This window comes from Kitasatospora paranensis (assembly GCF_039544005.1).
Taxonomy (GTDB): Bacteria; Actinomycetota; Actinomycetes; order Streptomycetales; family Streptomycetaceae; genus Kitasatospora; species Kitasatospora paranensis.
The window spans coordinates 7,719,749-7,737,048 of record NZ_BAABKV010000001.1; the positions used below are offsets into that span (position 1 = coordinate 7,719,749).

Genomic DNA, 17,300 nt, shown 5'->3' on the forward strand with positions numbered 1-17,300 from the left:
TCGTATCGGGAAGTAGCCTTGAGGAGAGGGATGGTGAGCGGCATTCCGTTTCGTAGCAACCGGCCGCGACCTGCCAGAATCTACGAATGTTTCCGAGACTGTTGACGTGGGATTCGGAGCTCATCAGCATTCGAGTCCCACCCACCCGGACCAGCTGGGAGCACATCCATGCGCCTGATCCGCAGAGCCGGACCGGCGGCCGCACTGGCCCTCGCCGTTGCCGCCGTCCTCGCCGTGCCAGGATTCCAACAGCCCGCCCAGGCGGCCGTTGCCGCCCGCAACCTGCCCGCGGACGGCCGCGTGCTGGCGATCATGGGTCAGGACAGCGACACCCTGGCCCAGTACAAGACCGACGTCCTCACCAAACCGGGAGTCGACGCCCCCGCCCCGGGCGGCGTCACGCTCTACACCAATCTCGTCCTCGGCGGCACGCCCGCGCCGCTGGCCGGCATCACCGGCCCCGCGGACTGGGGAGCAGGCCGGGTCGACTTCGACGACACCCTCGCGGCCTACCCGAACGCTGCACTCGCCGTCGGCCTCTACCTCTCCGACGCCACCAGCGGATGCAACAACCAGCCGCTCCGCGCCATCATCGGCCGCAACGACAGCGACGTGACGTCGGGCAGTCCCAGCCTGATCAGCCAGTACCGCGCCAAGGTCGACCAGATGGTCACCAGTCTCAAGGGCTACAACCGGCCGGTCTACCTGCGGATCGGCTACGAGTTCGACGGCCCGTGGAACTGCTACAGCGCCGACTTCTACAAGCAGGCCTTCGCCTACATCAAGGGCCGGATCGACGCCCTCGGCGCGACCAACGTCGCCACCGTCTGGCAGAGCGCCGCCTGGCCGCTCAACACCAACACCGACCACCCCGAGTGGAACTACGTCGTCACCGACCCCGGCCACTACGACGCCTGGTACCCCGGTGACCAGTACGTCGACTGGGTCGCACTCTCCGCGTTCTACACGGCCGGCTCACTCGCCACCCAGTGGGGCTGCAGCAGTTACGACACCCCGCCCGGCGCCCTGCAGAACCGGGTCCTGGACTTCGCCCGCGCGCACGGCAAGCCCGTGATGGTCGCCGAGTCCTCGCCGCAGGGCTACCAGACCGGCGCCCACACCAAGAGCTGCATCTTCAAGAAGAACAAGACCGCCGCCACCGGCGAGGACATCTGGAACGAGTGGTACGCGCCGTACTTCGCCTGGATCGCGCAGAACCGCGACGTCATCCGTGCCGCCGCCTACATCAACACGAACTGGGACAGCCAGACCATCTGGCAGTGCGCCGACGGTGCGTCCGCCGGCGGGACGGGCTGCTCCAACGGGTACTGGGGCGACTCGCGGGTCCAGGCGGACCCGACCGTGCTGGCGAACTTCCTGACCGAACTGCGCACGTCGCAGTGGGTGAACGGCACCGGCACGAGCACCGGCACCCCGACCCCCACGCCGACACCCACACCCACGCCGACCGCGTCGCCGACCCCCACGCCGACGCCCACCCCGACCGGCAGCCAGGCCCCCTACACGCAGGGTCTCGCCACCGGTGCCTCACCCGTGCTGTGGTTCCGCCCGCAGGGCTTCACCGCGTCCTTCGTGACCGTGCACTGCACGGTCAACGGCGGGGCCCAGGGCAACTACTTCCTCACCTGGAACGCCTCCGCCGGCCGCTGGGAGCAGCCCCTCACCGCGCACACCGGGGACCGGATCAGCTACTGGTTCGACTACCAGCCCAACGGCCAGACGTACCAGGTCTCCACCCCCACGTTCACCGCGACCGCCTGACCCGCGCCGGGCCCGGTACGCGCCGGCGTACCGGGCCCGGCCCTCACCCTTCGGAGACCCCGTGCCCCCCACCCCGCACCGGTCCACCCGCCTGCTGCTCCTGCCGCTGCTGCTCGTCGCGCTGCTCTGCGGCGCCCTGCCCCGGGCGGCCCACGCGGCCCAGGGCGCGCAGGCGGCCCCCGCCGCTCAGGCCGCCACCGCGTCCCCGCCCGCACGGATCCTGCTCGCCGGACAGTCGACCCGCGCAGCCTGGGACGACCTGTCGACCTTCACGGATGCCCCGGCCGGCGGTTCGGTCTACTACGAACTCGCGTCCGGCACTTGGGTGTCAGACGCCCACCGCGACTACGCGACCTTCCTCGCCGCACAGGGCAGGACCGTCCAGATCGGCATCAGCTGGAAGGACAACCCGCCCGGGTACACCGGCGGCGACCGGGCCGCCCGCTCGCGTGCCGTCACCCAGGAACTCGCCGACGGGCAGTACGCCGACCGCTTCGCCACGCTGATCGACTTCGTCAACCGCTACCCGGCGGCCACCTTCCTGCTGCGGATCGACTACGAGGTCAGCAGTGCCTACCACTGCACCGACGCGAGTTGCTCCTCGTACAAGGGCGCGTTCGCCCGGATCCGCTCGCTCATCGACGGCGCCAAGCGCCAGGGCAACGTCCAGTACGTCTACCACCCGGTCCGCGGCGAGTATGCCCAGCTCTACCCCGGGGACGGACTGGTGGACCGGATCGGTGTCTCGGTGTTCGCCCACGAGCTGTGCCTGCCGATCTACGACCACGGCTACCTCTACAACGGCACCCCGCCGGACAACTACGACACCAACGCCCTCCAGTGCCGCAACCCGTACATCGGGACGGACAGTTGGGGCAACCCGGCGGCGATCTGGAAGAACTGGGACTACGACGGCAACGTCCTCGGCATGATGAAGTTCGCCAGGGACCACGGCAAGACGATGATCGTCTCCGAGGGCGGCATGATGAACTTCACCGCCGACAACGGCGCGACCGACGGCATGGAACAGACCCGCGGCGCGCAGTGGGTGCAGCGGCTGTTCGGTCTGCTCAACTACTCGGGGCCGATCCCCAACCAGTCCGGGACGTACGACCTCTCCCGGGTGATCACCGCGGTGACCTACATCGACCTCGACTTCCGCTACGGGTGGGACGCCGTCCAGGACGGCACCTTCGACTTCCCGCCGGACACCACCTGGTTCGTCGACGGCCGGCTGTCCCGGTACGGCTCGGCACGGACGTCCTTCTGCCAGGGGCTGGCCGCAGGAGGGTTCGGGACGCACTGCCGCTGAGGTGCTCGGGCGGCCATTCGCTGGAAGCGCTCTCTGCCCCGCGTGGGTCACCCGCGCGGGGCAGTTCCACGTCCGACTGGAGAGCGATCGCGCCCGGGCTCGGCGCCGCCGAGCCAGGGTGGCCGTGTTCCTGCAGGTCGGGGCAGTAGTACGGGTTTTCCGCGCCATGGCGATGCGCCGAGGGTTTGCCGATCGGCCGCATGGCGTTCCGTCCAGGGCATTGACATGCTCACCAAGGCGCCGCAATCTGAGAGCGCTCTCAGTATCGGTCGAGCCGCACCCTGCCGAGCCTCCTCCGAGCCTGCTCCGAGCCGCACGACCTGGAGCACCCGTACGCCGCAGGGCGCCCCCATGCCCTGCGCCTCCTGTTGCGGGGCCCCGCTGCCCCGCCCCCACCCCCCACGAGGGAGCATCCATGGGAACGAGACGAGCGCCATCCGTCCGCCGAACCGCCCCGGCCGCGGTCCTCGCGCTGGTCGCGGCCGCCGGAGTGACCGTTGCCGCGCCCGCGGAGCACGCCGGTGCCGCCGTGCCGACCACCATCCAGCTCACCGTCACCAACAACTCCGGCCGCAGCGAACCGGTCTACCTCTACGACCTCGGAACGCTGCTCGCGACCGGTCGGCAGGGCTGGGCCGATGCGTCCGGGACCTTCCACGCCTGGCCGGGCGGCGCCAACCCGCCCGCGCCCGCGCCGGACGCGGCGATCGCCGGGCCCGCGCCGGGCAGTTCGATGACCATCCGCATTCCGAAGTTCTCCGGCCGGATCTACTTCTCGTACGGCAAGAAGCTGGTCTTCAAGCTGGCGACCGGCGGGCTCGTCCAGCCGGCCGTGCAGAACCCGAGCGACCCGAACCACGACATCCTGTTCAACTGGTCGGAGTACACGCTCAACGACTCCGGGCTGTGGATCAACAGCACCCAGGTCGACATGTTCTCGGCGCCGTACGCGGTCGGCGTCAAGGCCGGCAACGGCGCCACCCGCAGCACCGGCCACCTCAAGTCCGGTGGCTACCAAGGCTTCTACAGCGCACTCCGCGGACAGTCCGGCGGCTGGGCGAACCTGGTCCAGACCCGCTCAGACGGCACCGTGCTGCGCGCCCTCGCACCCGGGCACGGCATCGAGAACGGCGCGCTGTCCGCCGGCGTGATGAGCGACTACGTCAACCGCGTGTGGTCCAAGTACGCCACCTCGACGCTCACGGTGACGCCGTTCGCCGACCAGCCCGCCACCAAGTACTTCGGCCGGGTGTCCGGCAACACCATGAACTTCACCAACTCCTCGGGCGCCGTCGTCACCAGCTTCCAGAAGCCGGACTCGGACAGCATCTTCGGCTGCTACAAGCTCCTGGACGCCCCCAACGACCAGGTACGCGGCCCGATTTCGCGCACCCTGTGCGCGGCCTACAACCGCTCCACCCTGCTCACCCATGCGAACCAGCCGGACACGAGCGCGGCGGGCTTCTACCAGGACGCCGTGACCAACCAGTACGCCCGCAAGATCCACGCCCAGATGGCGGACGGCAACGCCTACGCGTTCGCCTTCGACGACGTCGGCCACCACGAGTCGCTGGTGAACGACGGCAACCCCCAGCAGGCCTATCTGACCCTCGACCCGTTCAGCTGATGTGACGTCAGGCTTACCTGGTGCGCTTCGGGGGTGTGGTCCGGGACTGTCGGCGGTCGGCAGTCCGGACCCCACCCCTCGGCCGTCCTCCCGGCCGTCCCTTCAGCCGTCCTCGCGTGCGGCGGTACGCCGTGGCCGGTGCAGGGCGCGGGCGATCCTGCGGCCGAGCGCCAGGTAGAGCAGCACGGCGCCGGTGGTGTTGAGGATGACGTCGTCGACGTCGAAGGCCCGGCCCGGTACCAGGGTGGCCTGGGCGACCTCCACCAGCGTCATCGTCAGCACGGTGAGGACGGTGACGCGCACCAACCCCGCCGCACGGCGCGTCAGCAGGGGCAGCAGCACGCCGAAGGGCGCCCCGAGCAGGATGTTCCCGCCGACCTGCTTGACGGCGTCCCGGACCGCGGGGCGGTCGAGATAGAGCTTCAGTGAGGATCCCGGGCTGAGGTTGGCGTGCACCAGGCCGCGCGCACCCGGCTCCGGCACCAGGGTCACCCGCGCCAGCGCCACGGCGAACAGCACCGTCAGCGACAGGGCGACCAGCAGCACCAGCAGCCGTACCGCCCCCGCCAGGAGGCCCGTCCGCTGGAGCAGGGGCGGGCGGACCGCCGGGGCCTTCGCGGGCTCGGCCACCTCCTCGGTCGCACCGCTGCGGACCGTGCGTCTCCGCGTCCGTGTCACCGCCATCGTTCGTCCCCTCCCGTGGGTGTCGCCTTGCCGACCGAGCGACGTGTACCCGGCCGCCGCACGGTCACACCGGGCGCCTGATGTCCGGTCGGTGACGGCTCCACCCGTCCTCAGGCGGGGGCGTTGATGGCTGTGCCGGCTCGCGGTGCGGCCAGCGCCGGGCGGGCCGCGGCAGCGGCGACGAGGCAGAGGGCGACCGGGAGCAGCAGCACCAGGTGCAGGGGCGCGGCGCGGGTGAGGGGGCCGATGACGGCGGGGCCGGCGAGCATGCCGAGGTAGCCGAGGCCGGCGACCCGGGAGACGTTGGTACCGGAGGCGGCCGGGTCGGCGTGGCCGGCGGCGCTGAAGAGCTGCGGCACACAGCCGGAGAGTCCGACGCCGAAGACCGCCCAGCCGGTCAGTGCGACGGCGACGGTGGGGGCCAGCGCGGCCGCCGACAGGCCGGCGGCGGCGAGCAGCGCACCGTGGCCGACGACGGCGAGCGACCCGAAGCGCTGCGCGGCGCGGTCGGCGAGGAAGCGGCCGGTGGTCATGGCGGTGGCGAACGCCCCGTAGGCGAGTGCCGCGGTGGCCGGTGCGGCACCGAGCCCCTCGCGGACGGCCAGTACGCTCCAGTCGTTGGCGACGCCCTCGCACAGCATGAGGACGAAGGCGAGGCCCGCCAGTGCCCGGATTCGGCCGGGCGTGCGGGTCCGGCGGCGCGTGGCGGGCGTGGCAGTGCCGTCGCCAGGACGGGCGGGCCCGCCCGTGGTGGGCGGCCGGTCGAGCAGTGCCCGGCCGCAGAGCACGGAGGCCGCGGCAGCGGTCAGGGCGGCGGCGGTGAGCGTGCCGGCCGGGGTCCAGCCACGGGCGAGTGCGGCCGCGCCCAGCACCGCGGCCAGCACGCCGCCGATGGAGAACACCGCGTGGAAGGCGGCCATGACGGGCCGTCCGTACTGCCGCTCGACCTCGACGGCGTGCGCGTTCATGCCGACGTCGAGGACGCCGTTGCCGATGCCGAGGAGCAGCAGGGCGGCGCCGAGGGCAGGGCCGTCGGTCGCGAGCCCCGGCAGGACGAGGGCGGCGCTGCACAGGACGCCGGCGACGGGGACGATCCGCCGGGCGCCGTAGCGGTCGGTGAGCCGGCCGGCCAGCTGCATGCCGGCGAAGGCACCGCCACCGAGCAGGAGCAGGAGCCAGCCGAGGACGGGGTGGGCGATGCCGGCGCGCTGTTCGACGGCGGGGATGTGGACGACCCACATGCCCATGACGAAGCCGTTGAGCGCGAAGTAGGCGAAGGTGGCCGCACGGGCGGCCTTCGGGGGCTCTGCATGCCGTCGACGCTAGCAAACATGATTGGTGTTCGAAAGCTTGCTTTTCGAACGCCATGATTGTTCAATTGGCCCCATGGTGAGCAGCGACAGACTCCGCAGGATCGTCGAGCAGGTGCAGGAAGCCGGCCAGGTCGGCGTCGCCGAGCTGGCCCGCTCCACCGGCGCCTCGGAGATGACGATCCGGCGCGACCTCGACACCCTGGCCGCCCAGGGACTGCTGGAGCGCTACCGCGGCGGCGCCCGCAGCCTGCTGCTGCGCGGCGAGGAACCGCCGTTCGCGCTCCGGGCCGGGGACGGTGTCGAGGCCAAGACCCGGATCGCCGCCGCCGTCGCGGACCTCCTCGCGGACGGCGAGTCGGTCGTCCTGGACAGCGGCACCACCTGCCTGGAGGTCGCCCGGGCGGTGCAGGGCCGACGGCTGACCGTGATGCCGCTGTCGCTGCACGCCGCCAATGCGCTCACCGCCGCCCCGGAGATCCGGCTGCTGCTCCCCGGTGGCGAACCCCGCCCGGGCGAGCTGGCGCTCACCGGGCCGCTGGCGGAGGCCTCCCTGGCGGCGCTGCGTTTCGACACGGCCGTCATCGGCTGCTGCGGCCTGACCGCGGCCGACGGCCTCACCGCCTACGACCTGGCGGACGCCGCGGTGAAGCGGGCGGCCATCGCCTCCGCCCGGCGGGTGATCGTGGTCGCCGACGCCGCGAAGTTCTCCCGGACCGCGCTGGCCTTCGTCGCCGCCCCTGGGGCGCTGGACGCGGTGGTCACCGACGAGGCGGCGCCGCCGGAGGAGACCGCGGCCCTGGGCGCGGCGGGCGTCCTGGTGCACCGGGTCTGAGCTCGCCGGCGTCCGAGCTCAGAAGCCGGCTGGGGTGCACGGGATTCCGCGTCCTCCGGCCCGGAGGTCCCTTCTCGGGACTCCTCGTCCCAGTGGCCGCGGACGAGGAGTTCGACCCGGCCGCGGGGTCGCTCGGTGCGCAGGTAGTGGTCCTCGGCGGCGCGCCACCGCTTGATCCACTCCTCGGGGTTCTCACCGCGCGCCCGCACCCGCTGCAGGCAGATGTCCCGTGGCGTGTCGACGTAGGCCGTGAAGTGATAGAGGGACACGAGCTCCGGGCGGGCGGCGTAGACCCCTTCGACGATCACCACGGTGCCGGGCGCGATCTCCTGCCGGGCGCCGAGTTCCCCGGTGGCCCAGTCGTAGAGCTGGCAGCGGGCCGCCCGGCCCTCCCGCAACGGGAGCAGGACCTGGGCGCGGAGGCGTTCCCAGTCGAAGGAGCGGTGGTAGCCCTGCTCCGCGTCGAGCTGCTCCCGCTCCTCATCGGGCATCGGACGGTAGAAGTCGTCGACGTGGACGACCACGGAGCCGTCGAGCTGTCCGGCCACCGCGGCCGCCAGCGTCGACTTGCCCGATCCGCCGGTGCCGTCGATCGCGAGCAGCCGAGTGGTCCCGGCGGCGTGGGCCTGGCGCAGGAGGCCTGCGACCACGTCCTTCGCCTGCTCGGTCACGGCCTCGTGGTGCCGATCGGCCGGCCGTTCGGCGGCCCGCGCGGCGCCCGACAGCACGATCTCCTGCGCCATTTGGGCCTCCGGGGCCTCCGCGAGGCCGCCGGGGCTCCCGTCCTCCACATGGTGGGGCACGGGTACTCCTCGGGGGCAGTGTGCCGGGCGGAGCCGACTGAGGAGCCAACCTACGGTCCGCGCAGCCCCGGCGGCCACCCTCTTTCCGGACACCGGGCGGCAGCTCCTTCCCGCCGCCTGCCGTCCCCCGGTGGTGTCCTGCTCAGCGGCGCCGGCGCGTGACCGCCCAGAGCAGGACGGCGCCCACCGCACCTGCGGCGATCAGGGCCGGCCCCCGGCGGACGGGCCGGTCGACCTCGAAGGGCTCGCCGCCCGGGACGAAGCTGCGCGCCGCGCCGGTGGCCCGCGCCCGCCGGATCCTGCGCCGGGCGGCCGCCAGGCCGGTGCGGCCGGCCCGCCGGACGGCGACGGCCGACCGGGTGAGCGCGTCGCGGGCGGCTGCGCCCACCGGGTGTGCGGCCCCGCCGGTGCGGTCGTCCGCTCCGCGGGAGCGGTCCGGTCCGCCGGACGGCGCGCCGAACAGGAGGTCGCGGGCGGCTGTCGCGTCGCCCAACAGGAGTTCCGGGTCGTCCGGCAGGGGGACGCCGAGCCCGACGTGGGCCGCCGAGCCGTTGACGTCGTCCAGGCCGCTGCGCCGGGAGTCGGAGGTGTGCTGATCGGGACGGGAGTGGGGATCCATCGGTCGCTGCCCTTCGGTCGGATCCGGAACGGACGGCGGGCGGCGGTGCGGCCGCCCCTGCCCTGCGCGCCTTGCCCGGATCCCCGGCGCCAAACCGGCGCCGCCCGCGTCCCCGCCGGCGAGCGCCGGTGCTCCCGCGCGGCGTCCGTCCGGCCCGCGTCAGCCGACGTCGATGCCGGTGATGACGGGCGTGCCGGTGGCCACGGTGTCGCCCTCGAAGCCCGCCGCGGCGAACGCCTCCCGGGCCAGCTGCAGCGCGGCCTCGCCGGCCTCCGTCCGGTCCGCCGCGTCGACCTCCAGCCGCAGCACGAAGGGACCGCCGTCGGAGTCGAGCGTCAGCACATCCAGGTCGGGCACCTCGGCGCCGACCTCGTCCGGATCGGCGCCCTGGAGCCTCGCCAGCAGGACGCCGCGCGCCCGGTCGTCGACGGGCTGGAGCACGGTGCCGGGAACGGTGATCACGAATCTGCCCATGTTCTACCTGTCACCGCGCCTGCCGCCGTGAAACCTCTGCCCGCGAAGGCATCGGCCGTTCGCAGGACGGCGGGCGGCGCATCCCGGCGGGTGTCCCCGGCGCGGTCAGCGCCTGGTGCCGCAGGTCGGGCAGAACGCGGCGCCGTCCGGCAACGGGTTGTGGCAGCCGCCGCAGGCGATCTCCTGGGCCAGGCGGTGCCCGCAGCCCGGGCAGAACGGCGTGCCGTGGGTCTCCGCGCGGCACTGCGGGCAGACCAGCTGCCGGGGCGCGGTGACGTCGAAGGACTGCCCGGCCTGCTGGCCGTGCGCGTACGCCTGCTGGGCGACCATGTCGTTCAGGCCGCGCTGCTGCGCGGCGACCGCCTCGGCGGCGGTGTCGGGGAGCAGGTCAGGCACAGGCCCTGGGCGGTGTTCCAGCAGCGCCCGCAGACGTAGTGCGTGCAGCGGCCGCACCGGTTGAAGTGGCTCTGGGCGTTGCCGATCGCCCGCTGGAACGCGGCGTCCCGGGAGCTGCCCCAGCCCGCGCCCGCCAGGCCGTCCGCGGCGTTGGTGATGCCGTTGGTGGCCGTCCCGCCGATCAGGTTCCAGGCGGTGCTGACGCCCTTGCTCAGCCAGCCCGCCACCTGGCCGGTGGTGAACGCCTCGAACGGCGACCGCCAGGTGTCGTGGCAGCGGGAGCAGGAGAACTCGAACTGGAAGCCGGCTCCCGTCCCGTGCTGCTCGCACAGGTCGCGGTAGTTGTTGCTGAAGTAGATCTCGCTCATGCCGTCCCACCCGGTACGTGCCGACGATGCGTCCGTCCGTCGGACGCCGTCCAGGCCGGCTCCGGTTCCCGGAGCCGGAGCACACCTTGGCACAGCCCGGTGCACCGGCCGGAGGCGGCCCGGGGGCAGACCGCGGAGCGCTTCCGGCCGCCGGGTCTTGCGTATGCGTCGGTTCTCCGCGCGCCGTCGGCCCGGCCGACGGCGGCCCCGTCCCGGCCGAACAACGGCCGGGACGGGGCGGGTGGTGACGGGGCGGCTCGGACCCGGACGCGGCTCCGAGCCGGACGCGGCTCAGACCCGGACGGAGGGCCGGTCGTCGGCCCCGGCGGCGGCGCCGGCGCGCAGGCGGACGGGCCACCAGACCCGGTCACCCAGGTCGTGGACCAGCGCGGGCACCAGCAGGGAGCGGACGAGCAGGGTGTCGAGCAGGACGCCGAACGCCACGATGAAGGCGATCTGGGCCAGGAAGGCCAGCGGGATCACGCCCAGCGCCGCGAAGGTGGCGGCCAGCACGACGCCCGCCGAGGTGATCACGCCGCCGGTGGCGGTCAGACCCCGCAGGACGCCCTCCCGCGTCCCGTGTCGCAGCGCCTCTTCCCGCACCCGGGTCATCAGGAAGATGTTGTAGTCCACGCCGAGCGCCACGAGGAACACGTAGCCGTACAGCGGCACCGACGGGTCCGTGGCGCTGAAACCGAACACGTGCGGGAACACCACGGCCGAGACACCGAGCGTGGCGAGGTACGACAGCGCGACGGTGGCGGCCAGCAGGACGGGCGCCAGGAGCGAGCGCAGCAGCAGGACGAGGACCACGAGGATGCACAGCAGCACCACCGGGATGATCACCGTGCGGTCGTGCTCGGCCGTCGTCCGGGTGTCGTACTGCTGGGCGGTGTAGCCGCCGACCAGGGCGTCCGCGCCGGGGACGGCGTGGACGGCGGTCCGCAGCCGCCGGACGGTGTCCACCGCGGCATCGCTGTCCGCCGGGTCGGCGAGGGTGGCGTCGAGCCGGATCCTGCCGTCGACGACCGCCGCCGGTCCGGTCGGGGCGCCGCCGGTGAACGGCCGCACCGCCGCCACCCCGGGGACGGTGCGGGCGGCCGCGGTGACCGCGTCGGCCTGCGCGGCGGAGGCGATCACGACCGCGGGGTTGCCCGAGCCGCCCGGGAAGTGCGCCGAGAGCAGCCGCTGTGCGGCCACCGAGGGCTGCGCCTTGACGAAGAGCTCGGTCTGCGGGACACCGCCGGAGTCCAGGGTGGGGGCGAAGGCAGCGCACGCGGCCAGCACCACCAGGCTCGCCGCCCAGGTGGCCCGGGGTCGGCGGCCCACCAGGGCGGCGACCCGGCGCCAGAGGCCGTGCACCGGAGCCGAGCCGTCGGTGGCGGGCCGGGCCGGCCAGTAGGCGGCCCGGCCGAGCAGGACGAGCGCGGCGGGCAGGAAGGTCAGCGCCGAGAGCACCGCGCAGACGATGCCGATCGCGCCGACGGGGCCCAGCGCCCGGTTGTTGGTCAGGTCGGAGAGCAGCAGCACCAGCAGACCGAGGGCGACCGTCAGACCGGAAGCGGCGATCGGCTCGACCGACTGCCGCCAGGCGATCCGCATCGCGGTGAAGCGGTCGCCGTGGATCTGCAACTCCTCCCGGAACCGGGCGGAGAGCAGCAGCGCGTAGTCGGTCGCGGCACCGATGACCAGGATCGAGAGCAGGCCCTGCACCTGGCCGTCGACGCGCACCACGTGGTGGGCGGCCAGCACGTACACGATCGCGCAGGCCACGCCGAGGGCGAAGACCGCGCCCAGGATCACCAGCAGCGGCAGCAGCACGCTGCGGTAGACGGCGAGCAGGATCACCAGGACGACGCCCAGGGCGACGCCGAGCAGGAGGCCGTCGATGCCGGCGAAGGCGCCGGAGAGGTCGGCGAGGATCGCGGCCGGGCCGGCGAGCCCGACCGTGGTCTGCGGGACCTGCTCCGCGATGCGGCGGATCGCCGTGATGCTGTCCGCGGTGTCCTTGCCGAGGTCGGAGCGGAGCTGGACGACGCCCTGCAGGGCCTTGCCGTCGGCGGAGGGGATGGCAGGGGAGGCCTGGCCGGTGGCGCCCGGTGCGGCGGTGGCAGCTCGCAGGGCCCGGTCGGCGGCGTCCCGCTGCGCCGGGCCGACGGAGCCCGTCCGGCTCACCCAGACGACGATCACGGGCAGCGTGGAGTCCGAGCGGAAGGCCTTGTCGAGGCGGGCGACCTCGGTGGATTCGGCGCTCTGCGGCAGGAAGGCCGCGCTGTCGTTGGTGGACACCTCGGCGAGCTTCCCGGCGTACGAGCCGAAGGCGCCGCCGAGGCCGAGCCAGACCACGAGGAGGGCCAGGGGAGGAGCATTCTGAGACGGCGGGTGGAGAGCATGGCAGGCCCTTCGGGCGTACGGGATCGGCAGCCGGACATGCGGATGATATCTCAAGCATTGAGAGACTTGATGCTGAAGATATTCTCTGTTCGGTAGATTGGCTCCGGTCGGGAGCGGTTCGACGCGGGCGTCGTGTCCGAGCGGTCGGGCCCCGGCCGGGCCGAGGTGGAGAGGCATGGCGACGCGCAGCGAGTCGGACGAGCCCCAGGGGACGACGCCGGCGACCGGCCGGCGGGACTTCGGGCGACTGCTCCAGGGGCTGGCCTCCGAGATGAACCTGCTCGCCCACGACTTCGCCGCCTCCCAGGGCCTGCACACCACGGACGTGAACGCCCTGCTGGCGGTCATGCGGGCCTCCGAGCCCGGCGCCACGGGCGAGCCGATGACCCCGGGGCGGCTGCGCGACGAACTCGCCCTCACCTCGGGCGCGGTCACCGCCGTCCTCGACCGGCTCGAACGCGCCGGCCACGTGCACCGCAGCCGGGACGGCGCCGATCGCCGCCAGGTCCAGATCCACTACGACCCGCAGGCCGGCAGCCTCGCCGCCCGTTGGTTCGCGCCCGTCGCCGAGGCCACCGACACCGTTCGGGCGGACTTCGACCCGGAGGAACTCCGCACCGTCGCGCGCTTCCTCGCCCGGATGACCGAGGAACTCGCCGTCGAGCGCGACCGCCGCCGCTCCTGAGCAACCGCCGGGGCGGCCGCGCCGCCGTGGATCCCGCGGGCCGTGCTCAGACGCTGCCGCCCGCGAGCCGCTCCGCCGCGGCCGCCCTGACCTCGGGCTCCTCCATCGGGTCGTCCCGGAGGTACGCCGGCCGGGCCCGCACGACCGGATGCTCCGGAGCCGAGGCGATCGGGGTGGAGCCTGCCGGAAGCCCGGCACGGGGGCCGGCCGTTTTCCGCCGCGGTCGCCTCCGACGCCGCCCCGGCCGCCGTCCGGTGCGCGCCGATCGCTGCCCGCCGTCAGCCGTCAGCCGTCAGCCGTCAGCCGTCAGCCCGTCGGGAGGACGGCGACGGAGGCCGAGACCGTGGAGAGCCTGAGCACGTGCGCCGGGTCCGCGGTCTGCGGCACGGCGACCCGCACGTCGGCCGAGACGGCGTCGGAGGTGACCGCGTACGCCTCGCCCTCGGCCGTGTCGGGCAGGCGCAGGGCGACCGATGCCGAGGCGGCCCGTAGCGCCAGCTCCCCGGGCGCCGTCGCGAACGCCAGGTCGGCCGACGCGGAGTCGACCGTGATGCCGGCGCGGGGCGCGCGCAGACCGACGGCCGTCAGCCGGGCGGAGGTCACGGCCACGTCCAGGTCGCCGTCCAGCCCCGAGAGCACCGTCTCGCCCGCCGACTGGTGCAGCGTCAGGGCCGTCCCCGCCGGTACAGCCACCCGCAGGGTGCCGCGGCAGGGGGCGACCGCCCCGCCGGCGGTGCCGCACACCAGCGTCAGCCCGCCGTCGGCGCCGGTGGGGTGGAAGGCGACCGGGCCCGGGCGGGTGGAGCCCTCGGGGACGAAGTCCGCGGTCGCCGTCGTGCCGCCCGTCCCGGTGACCTCGATCCGGCCGGCCACCCCGTCGAGCAGCAGGGCGTGCGGCCGCACCCCGGGTGCGGTGCGGGCCTGGCCGGGCGTACCGGGCGGATCGCCGGGCGTCAGCACGAAAGCGGCCGCGGCCGCCAGGACGGCGGCGCCGACGACGGCGCCCGCGGTGCGCCACGAGCGCCGGTCCGGACCGGGCGCCGTCGGACGGGTGGGGGTGCGGTCGGGAGTCGGGTCGGTGGGCGTCATGCCGCCCGTCTCCCCGCCCCCGGGACCGGTACACGGCCCCGTCCCGCAGCCGGACGCGCAGCCCGGGCGGCCCGCAGTCGGCCGGCCCGCCGCGGTCCGCGGTCAGCCCGGCCCGGACGTCCCGGTGCGGGCGCGGCCGGGATCGCCCATCCGGCTGTGCGACCGCCCGTAGAAGGCGTACACGACCACGCCGATCACCATCCAGACCAGGAAGCGCCACCAGGTGGCGACCGGCAGGTTGACCATCAGCCAGAGGCTCGCCAGCACGGACAGCACGGGCAGCACCGGCACCCAGGGGCAGCGGAACGCGCGCGGCAGGTCGGGGCGGGTCCGCCGGAGCACCACCACGCCGATCGACACCACGATGAAGGCGAACAGCGTGCCGATGTTGACCAGCTCGGACAGCTCCTCCAGCGGGATCAGGCCGGCCAGCACGGCGACCACCGCACCCAGCATCACGATCGCCTTCGTGGGCGTGCCGAACCGCGGGTGGACGGTGGAGAAGGTCCGGGGCAGCAGGCCGTCGCGGCTCATCGCGAAGAACACCCGGCTCTGGCCGAGCAGCAGGATCATGGTGACCGAGGTGAGGCCCGCGACCGCCCCGACGTTGATCATGTCGGCGAACGCATGCTGGCCGACCGCCTTGAACGCGTCCGACAGCGGCGCGTCGTCGGACAGCTCGGTGTACTTCTCCATGCCGGTCACGACCAACGCCACGGCCATGTACAGCGCGGTGCAGATGACCAGCGAGCCCAGGATGCCGCGCGGCACGTCGCGCTGCGGGTTGCGGGTCTCCTCGGCGGCCGTCGCCACCACGTCGAAGCCGATGAAGGCGAAGAAGACCACGGCCGCCGCCGTGAAGATGCCCATCACCCCGAAGTCCGTCGGGGTGTAGCCGAACAGGGCCTCGATCAGCGGCGTGGCCCCGCCCGACTTCCTCCACGGTCTTCGCCGGGGGATGAACGGCGAGTAGTTGTCGGCCTTGACGAAGAACAGCCCGGCCACGATGACGATCAGCACCACCAGCACCTTGATGCCGACGATGACCCGGGTGACCTCGGCCGACAGGTGCATACCGGCGAGGATCACCGCGGTCAGCACCGCGACCAGCAGGGTCGCCGGCAGGTTGAAACTCCATCCCCCGGTCGACGCGCCGGAGATGGCGTGCGGCAACGTCACCCCGGCGCTCTCCAGCAGTGACTGCACGTAGCCCGACCAGCCGACCGCCACCACCGCGGCGCCGAGCGCGAGCTCCAGCACCAGGTCCCAGCCGATGATCCAGGCGGGCAGCTCGCCGATGGTGGAGAAGGCGAAGGTGTAGGCCGACCCGGCCACCGGCACCGTCGAGGCCAGCTCGGCGTAGCAGAGTGCGGCGAGGGCGCAGACCACGCCCGCCGCGGCGAAGGACAGCGCCACCGCCGGGCCCGCGTGGTTCTTCGCGGCGGTGCCGGTCAGGACGAAGATGCCGGTGCCGATGATGACGCCGACGCCGAACACGGTCAGGTCGAGGGCGGAGAGCGAGCGGCGGAGCGCGTGCTCCGGCTCCTCCGTGTCGGCGATCGACTGCTCGACGGGCTTGGTCCGGACGAGGCTGCGCAGCAGCCGCTGTCCGGGTTGGGGCGCGCTGGTCATTCGGGCCTCCTGGGGTAGTCCGCGTGACGCGTACCCCCTCGGGCCGCCCGCACGCTGCGCAGCGGCCCCGCCCGGGTGGAAAACCCCACGGACGGCCCTGACGGGCGGTCGTCCCGGGCGGCCGGGGACGCACCCGGTGGAAGGTCCGGCCGGCGTCAGCGGGGCACGGCATCCCCGGCCGCCGGAGGGGGCCCGGCCGGCACCGGCGGGGCCGGCCGGAATTCGGGCGGTCGCGGACCCGTCCGGGCGGTGTTCGGCTCCGAACCGTCCTTGGCCGCCGTTCACACCACCGAGGGTGTGGCCGCCGGATCGCCTCCCGCCGCACCGGCCGGAGCCGGTCCGGCGGTTCCCGGGACGGGCGGCCGCCGGTTCGGAGATGATTTGTCCGTGACATGTGGGTGGTGGACGGGGCGCCGCGACGCGCTCCTCGGGGCTCTGGCGCGCGAACTCCTGCTGTGGGGGAGGACGTCCTCGACGATCCGGGGGCCGGTGAGATCGCCACCCTGCTCGCGGACATCGCGGAACGCGCCGCCGCCGACCGGCGGGACCCGGTGCTCGGCGAAGCGGCACGGCTGCTCGACCGGGCGGCGCGGGAGTGTGCCCGGGCCGACCGCTTCCTCGGCGGCTTCCTCCCGCAGGTGGTCCGCCACCTGCGGACGGCACTCGGCCTCCTGCGGCAGGCGCGCCAGGAGTTGATGGATCGTCAAGTCGACCACGGCGGTGCCCCGGTGGCGCGCTGACCCGGCCGTGCCCGGTCCGTCCCCGGCCCCGTTCGCGCGCTGTCCGGGGCCCCCGTCCGCCGCTACAGTCGGAGGAGGGGGCCGTCGCCGGGCGCCCTCCGGAGGGGGAGGGCCCATGTCGACCTGGAACGGAATCGGCACCAAGTACCTGGGGTTCGGCCACCGCCGGCCCGACGGCAGTCACCACGCGACCCGATGGGTCGTGCTCTTCGACCTGCCCGTGATCCCGCTGAGCCGCCACCGGCTGAGGGTCGGCGCGACCCTGCACACCATGCGCGGCACCGCCTCGCAGTCGGTCACCGGCTACGAGGTGCTGGACGAGGGGACGATGGTCGTCCGCGAGGTGCTCACCACTCTGCTGGTCTACTGGATCGTCGGCCCCCTGATCGCGCTGGGCCCCGTCGTGCTGGTCCTCCTGGCCATCGGTGATGCGCAACTCGGCTTCGTGGCCTGGCTGCTCATCCTTGCCGCCTGCCTGACCTGGGTGGTCGCCGTACCGACGACCATGGGCTCGGCGAGCCGCAAACGGCTCGGCCTGCCGAAGGGCTGA

The 17,300-nt window shown here is 73.7% G+C and carries 16 protein-coding genes and 1 pseudogene; 7 read left to right on the forward strand and 10 right to left on the reverse strand.

The features are described 5' to 3' along the window. Positions 1 to 168 precede the first annotated feature (168 nt). From ABEB13_RS36610 to ABEB13_RS36620, 3 genes are all read left to right on the forward strand, one after another. The gene (locus ABEB13_RS36610; RefSeq protein ID WP_345708949.1) at positions 169 to 1,782 is read left to right on the forward strand and encodes a glycoside hydrolase family 26 protein; all 1,614 of its coding nucleotides are present in this window, start codon (positions 169 to 171) and stop codon (positions 1,780 to 1,782) included. A gap of 61 nt (positions 1,783 to 1,843) precedes the next feature. Next, positions 1,844 to 3,094 carry a hypothetical protein gene (locus ABEB13_RS36615; RefSeq protein ID WP_345708950.1) on the forward strand — a complete coding sequence of 417 codons (1,251 nt, stop codon included), beginning with the start codon at positions 1,844 to 1,846 and terminating at the stop codon, positions 3,092 to 3,094. Between the two features lie 415 nt (positions 3,095 to 3,509). Beyond that, complete coding sequence (locus ABEB13_RS36620; protein ID WP_345708951.1) at positions 3,510 to 4,721, forward strand: beta-1,3-glucanase family protein; 1,212 nt, start codon at positions 3,510 to 3,512, stop codon at positions 4,719 to 4,721. Positions 4,722 to 4,823: 102 nt separating this feature from the next. Here ABEB13_RS36620 and ABEB13_RS36625 read toward each other — a convergent pair whose 3' ends face one another. Continuing rightward, positions 4,824 to 5,351: a VanZ family protein gene (locus tag ABEB13_RS36625; RefSeq protein ID WP_345708952.1), complete on the reverse strand. Its 528-nt coding sequence runs from the start codon at positions 5,349 to 5,351 to the stop codon at positions 4,824 to 4,826. Between the two features lie 164 nt (positions 5,352 to 5,515). Next, positions 5,516 to 6,652, reverse strand: a complete 1,137-nt coding sequence (locus tag ABEB13_RS36630) for an MFS transporter (RefSeq protein ID WP_425559935.1) — start codon at positions 6,650 to 6,652, stop codon at positions 5,516 to 5,518. A gap of 139 nt (positions 6,653 to 6,791) precedes the next feature. On the opposite strand from ABEB13_RS36630, the gene ABEB13_RS36635 reads away from it, so the two are divergent. Further along, positions 6,792 to 7,550 (forward strand): DeoR/GlpR family DNA-binding transcription regulator, encoded by a 759-nt coding sequence (locus ABEB13_RS36635; protein ID WP_345708953.1) that lies wholly within the window; start codon positions 6,792 to 6,794, stop codon positions 7,548 to 7,550. A 221-nt stretch (positions 7,551 to 7,771) separates the two neighbouring features. Here ABEB13_RS36635 and ABEB13_RS36640 read toward each other — a convergent pair. The 6 genes and pseudogenes from ABEB13_RS36640 to ABEB13_RS36665 all read right to left on the reverse strand — a co-directional run. Further along, positions 7,772 to 8,293 (reverse strand): annotated as a pseudogene (locus ABEB13_RS36640) (uridine kinase family protein); the annotation flags it as partial. Positions 8,294 to 8,495: 202 nt separating this feature from the next. Next, complete coding sequence (locus tag ABEB13_RS36645) at positions 8,496 to 8,972, reverse strand: hypothetical protein (RefSeq protein WP_345708954.1); 477 nt, start codon at positions 8,970 to 8,972, stop codon at positions 8,496 to 8,498. A gap of 159 nt (positions 8,973 to 9,131) precedes the next feature. Further along, positions 9,132 to 9,446, reverse strand: a complete 315-nt coding sequence (locus tag ABEB13_RS36650; protein ID WP_345708955.1) for a hypothetical protein — start codon at positions 9,444 to 9,446, stop codon at positions 9,132 to 9,134. A 105-nt stretch (positions 9,447 to 9,551) separates the two neighbouring features. Next, positions 9,552 to 9,842 carry a double zinc ribbon domain-containing protein gene (locus ABEB13_RS36655; RefSeq protein WP_345708956.1) on the reverse strand — a complete coding sequence of 97 codons (291 nt, stop codon included), beginning with the start codon at positions 9,840 to 9,842 and terminating at the stop codon, positions 9,552 to 9,554. Continuing rightward, positions 9,782 to 10,210, reverse strand: coding sequence for a hypothetical protein (locus ABEB13_RS36660; RefSeq protein WP_345708957.1), 429 nt, complete (start codon positions 10,208 to 10,210; stop codon positions 9,782 to 9,784). The genes ABEB13_RS36655 and ABEB13_RS36660 overlap by 61 nt, the downstream gene beginning before the upstream one ends. Positions 10,211 to 10,501: 291 nt before the next feature. Beyond that, complete coding sequence (locus ABEB13_RS36665; RefSeq protein ID WP_345709955.1) at positions 10,502 to 12,628, reverse strand: MMPL family transporter; 2,127 nt, start codon at positions 12,626 to 12,628, stop codon at positions 10,502 to 10,504. A 151-nt stretch (positions 12,629 to 12,779) separates the two neighbouring features. Between ABEB13_RS36665 and ABEB13_RS36670 the strand changes: the two genes are divergently transcribed. Then, the gene (locus ABEB13_RS36670) at positions 12,780 to 13,289 is read left to right on the forward strand and encodes a MarR family winged helix-turn-helix transcriptional regulator (RefSeq protein WP_345708958.1); all 510 of its coding nucleotides are present in this window, start codon (positions 12,780 to 12,782) and stop codon (positions 13,287 to 13,289) included. A gap of 306 nt (positions 13,290 to 13,595) precedes the next feature. Here the strand turns inward: ABEB13_RS36670 and ABEB13_RS36675 are convergent, their stop codons facing one another. After that, a complete protein-coding gene (locus ABEB13_RS36675; RefSeq protein ID WP_345708959.1) occupies positions 13,596 to 14,378 on the reverse strand; it encodes a DUF4097 family beta strand repeat-containing protein in 783 nt (260 codons plus the stop codon). A 102-nt stretch (positions 14,379 to 14,480) separates the two neighbouring features. Next, positions 14,481 to 16,010, reverse strand: coding sequence for an amino acid permease (locus ABEB13_RS36680; protein ID WP_345708960.1), 1,530 nt, complete (start codon positions 16,008 to 16,010; stop codon positions 14,481 to 14,483). Between the two features lie 455 nt (positions 16,011 to 16,465). Here ABEB13_RS36680 and ABEB13_RS36685 point away from each other — a divergent pair, with 455 nt between their 5' ends. Together ABEB13_RS36685 and ABEB13_RS36690 are read left to right on the forward strand one after the other, a co-directional pair. Continuing rightward, the gene (locus ABEB13_RS36685) at positions 16,466 to 16,750 is read left to right on the forward strand and encodes a hypothetical protein (RefSeq protein ID WP_345708961.1); all 285 of its coding nucleotides are present in this window, start codon (positions 16,466 to 16,468) and stop codon (positions 16,748 to 16,750) included. Between the two features lie 115 nt (positions 16,751 to 16,865). Continuing rightward, positions 16,866 to 17,300 (forward strand): hypothetical protein, encoded by a 435-nt coding sequence (locus tag ABEB13_RS36690; RefSeq protein ID WP_345708962.1) that lies wholly within the window; start codon positions 16,866 to 16,868, stop codon positions 17,298 to 17,300.

Excerpts from the sequence above, each read along its gene's own strand:
- ABEB13_RS36610 (WP_345708949.1), top strand. The coding sequence starts at position 169 with ATGCGCCTGATCCGCAGAGCCGGACCGGCGGCCGCACTGGCCCTCGCC.
- ABEB13_RS36620 (WP_345708951.1), top strand. The coding sequence starts at position 3,510 with ATGGGAACGAGACGAGCGCCATCCGTCCGCCGAACCGCCCCGGCCGCG.
- ABEB13_RS36630 (WP_425559935.1), bottom strand. The coding sequence starts at position 6,652 with ATGGGCATGTGGGTCGTCCACATCCCCGCCGTCGAACAGCGCGCCGGC.
- ABEB13_RS36635 (WP_345708953.1), top strand. The coding sequence starts at position 6,792 with ATGGTGAGCAGCGACAGACTCCGCAGGATCGTCGAGCAGGTGCAGGAA.
- ABEB13_RS36645 (WP_345708954.1), bottom strand. The coding sequence starts at position 8,972 with ATGGATCCCCACTCCCGTCCCGATCAGCACACCTCCGACTCCCGGCGC.
- ABEB13_RS36650 (WP_345708955.1), bottom strand. The coding sequence starts at position 9,446 with ATGGGCAGATTCGTGATCACCGTTCCCGGCACCGTGCTCCAGCCCGTC.
- ABEB13_RS36660 (WP_345708957.1), bottom strand. The coding sequence starts at position 10,210 with ATGAGCGAGATCTACTTCAGCAACAACTACCGCGACCTGTGCGAGCAG.
- ABEB13_RS36670 (WP_345708958.1), top strand. The coding sequence starts at position 12,780 with ATGGCGACGCGCAGCGAGTCGGACGAGCCCCAGGGGACGACGCCGGCG.
- ABEB13_RS36675 (WP_345708959.1), bottom strand. The coding sequence starts at position 14,378 with ATGACGCCCACCGACCCGACTCCCGACCGCACCCCCACCCGTCCGACG.
- ABEB13_RS36680 (WP_345708960.1), bottom strand. The coding sequence starts at position 16,010 with ATGACCAGCGCGCCCCAACCCGGACAGCGGCTGCTGCGCAGCCTCGTC.
- ABEB13_RS36690 (WP_345708962.1), top strand. The coding sequence starts at position 16,866 with ATGTCGACCTGGAACGGAATCGGCACCAAGTACCTGGGGTTCGGCCAC.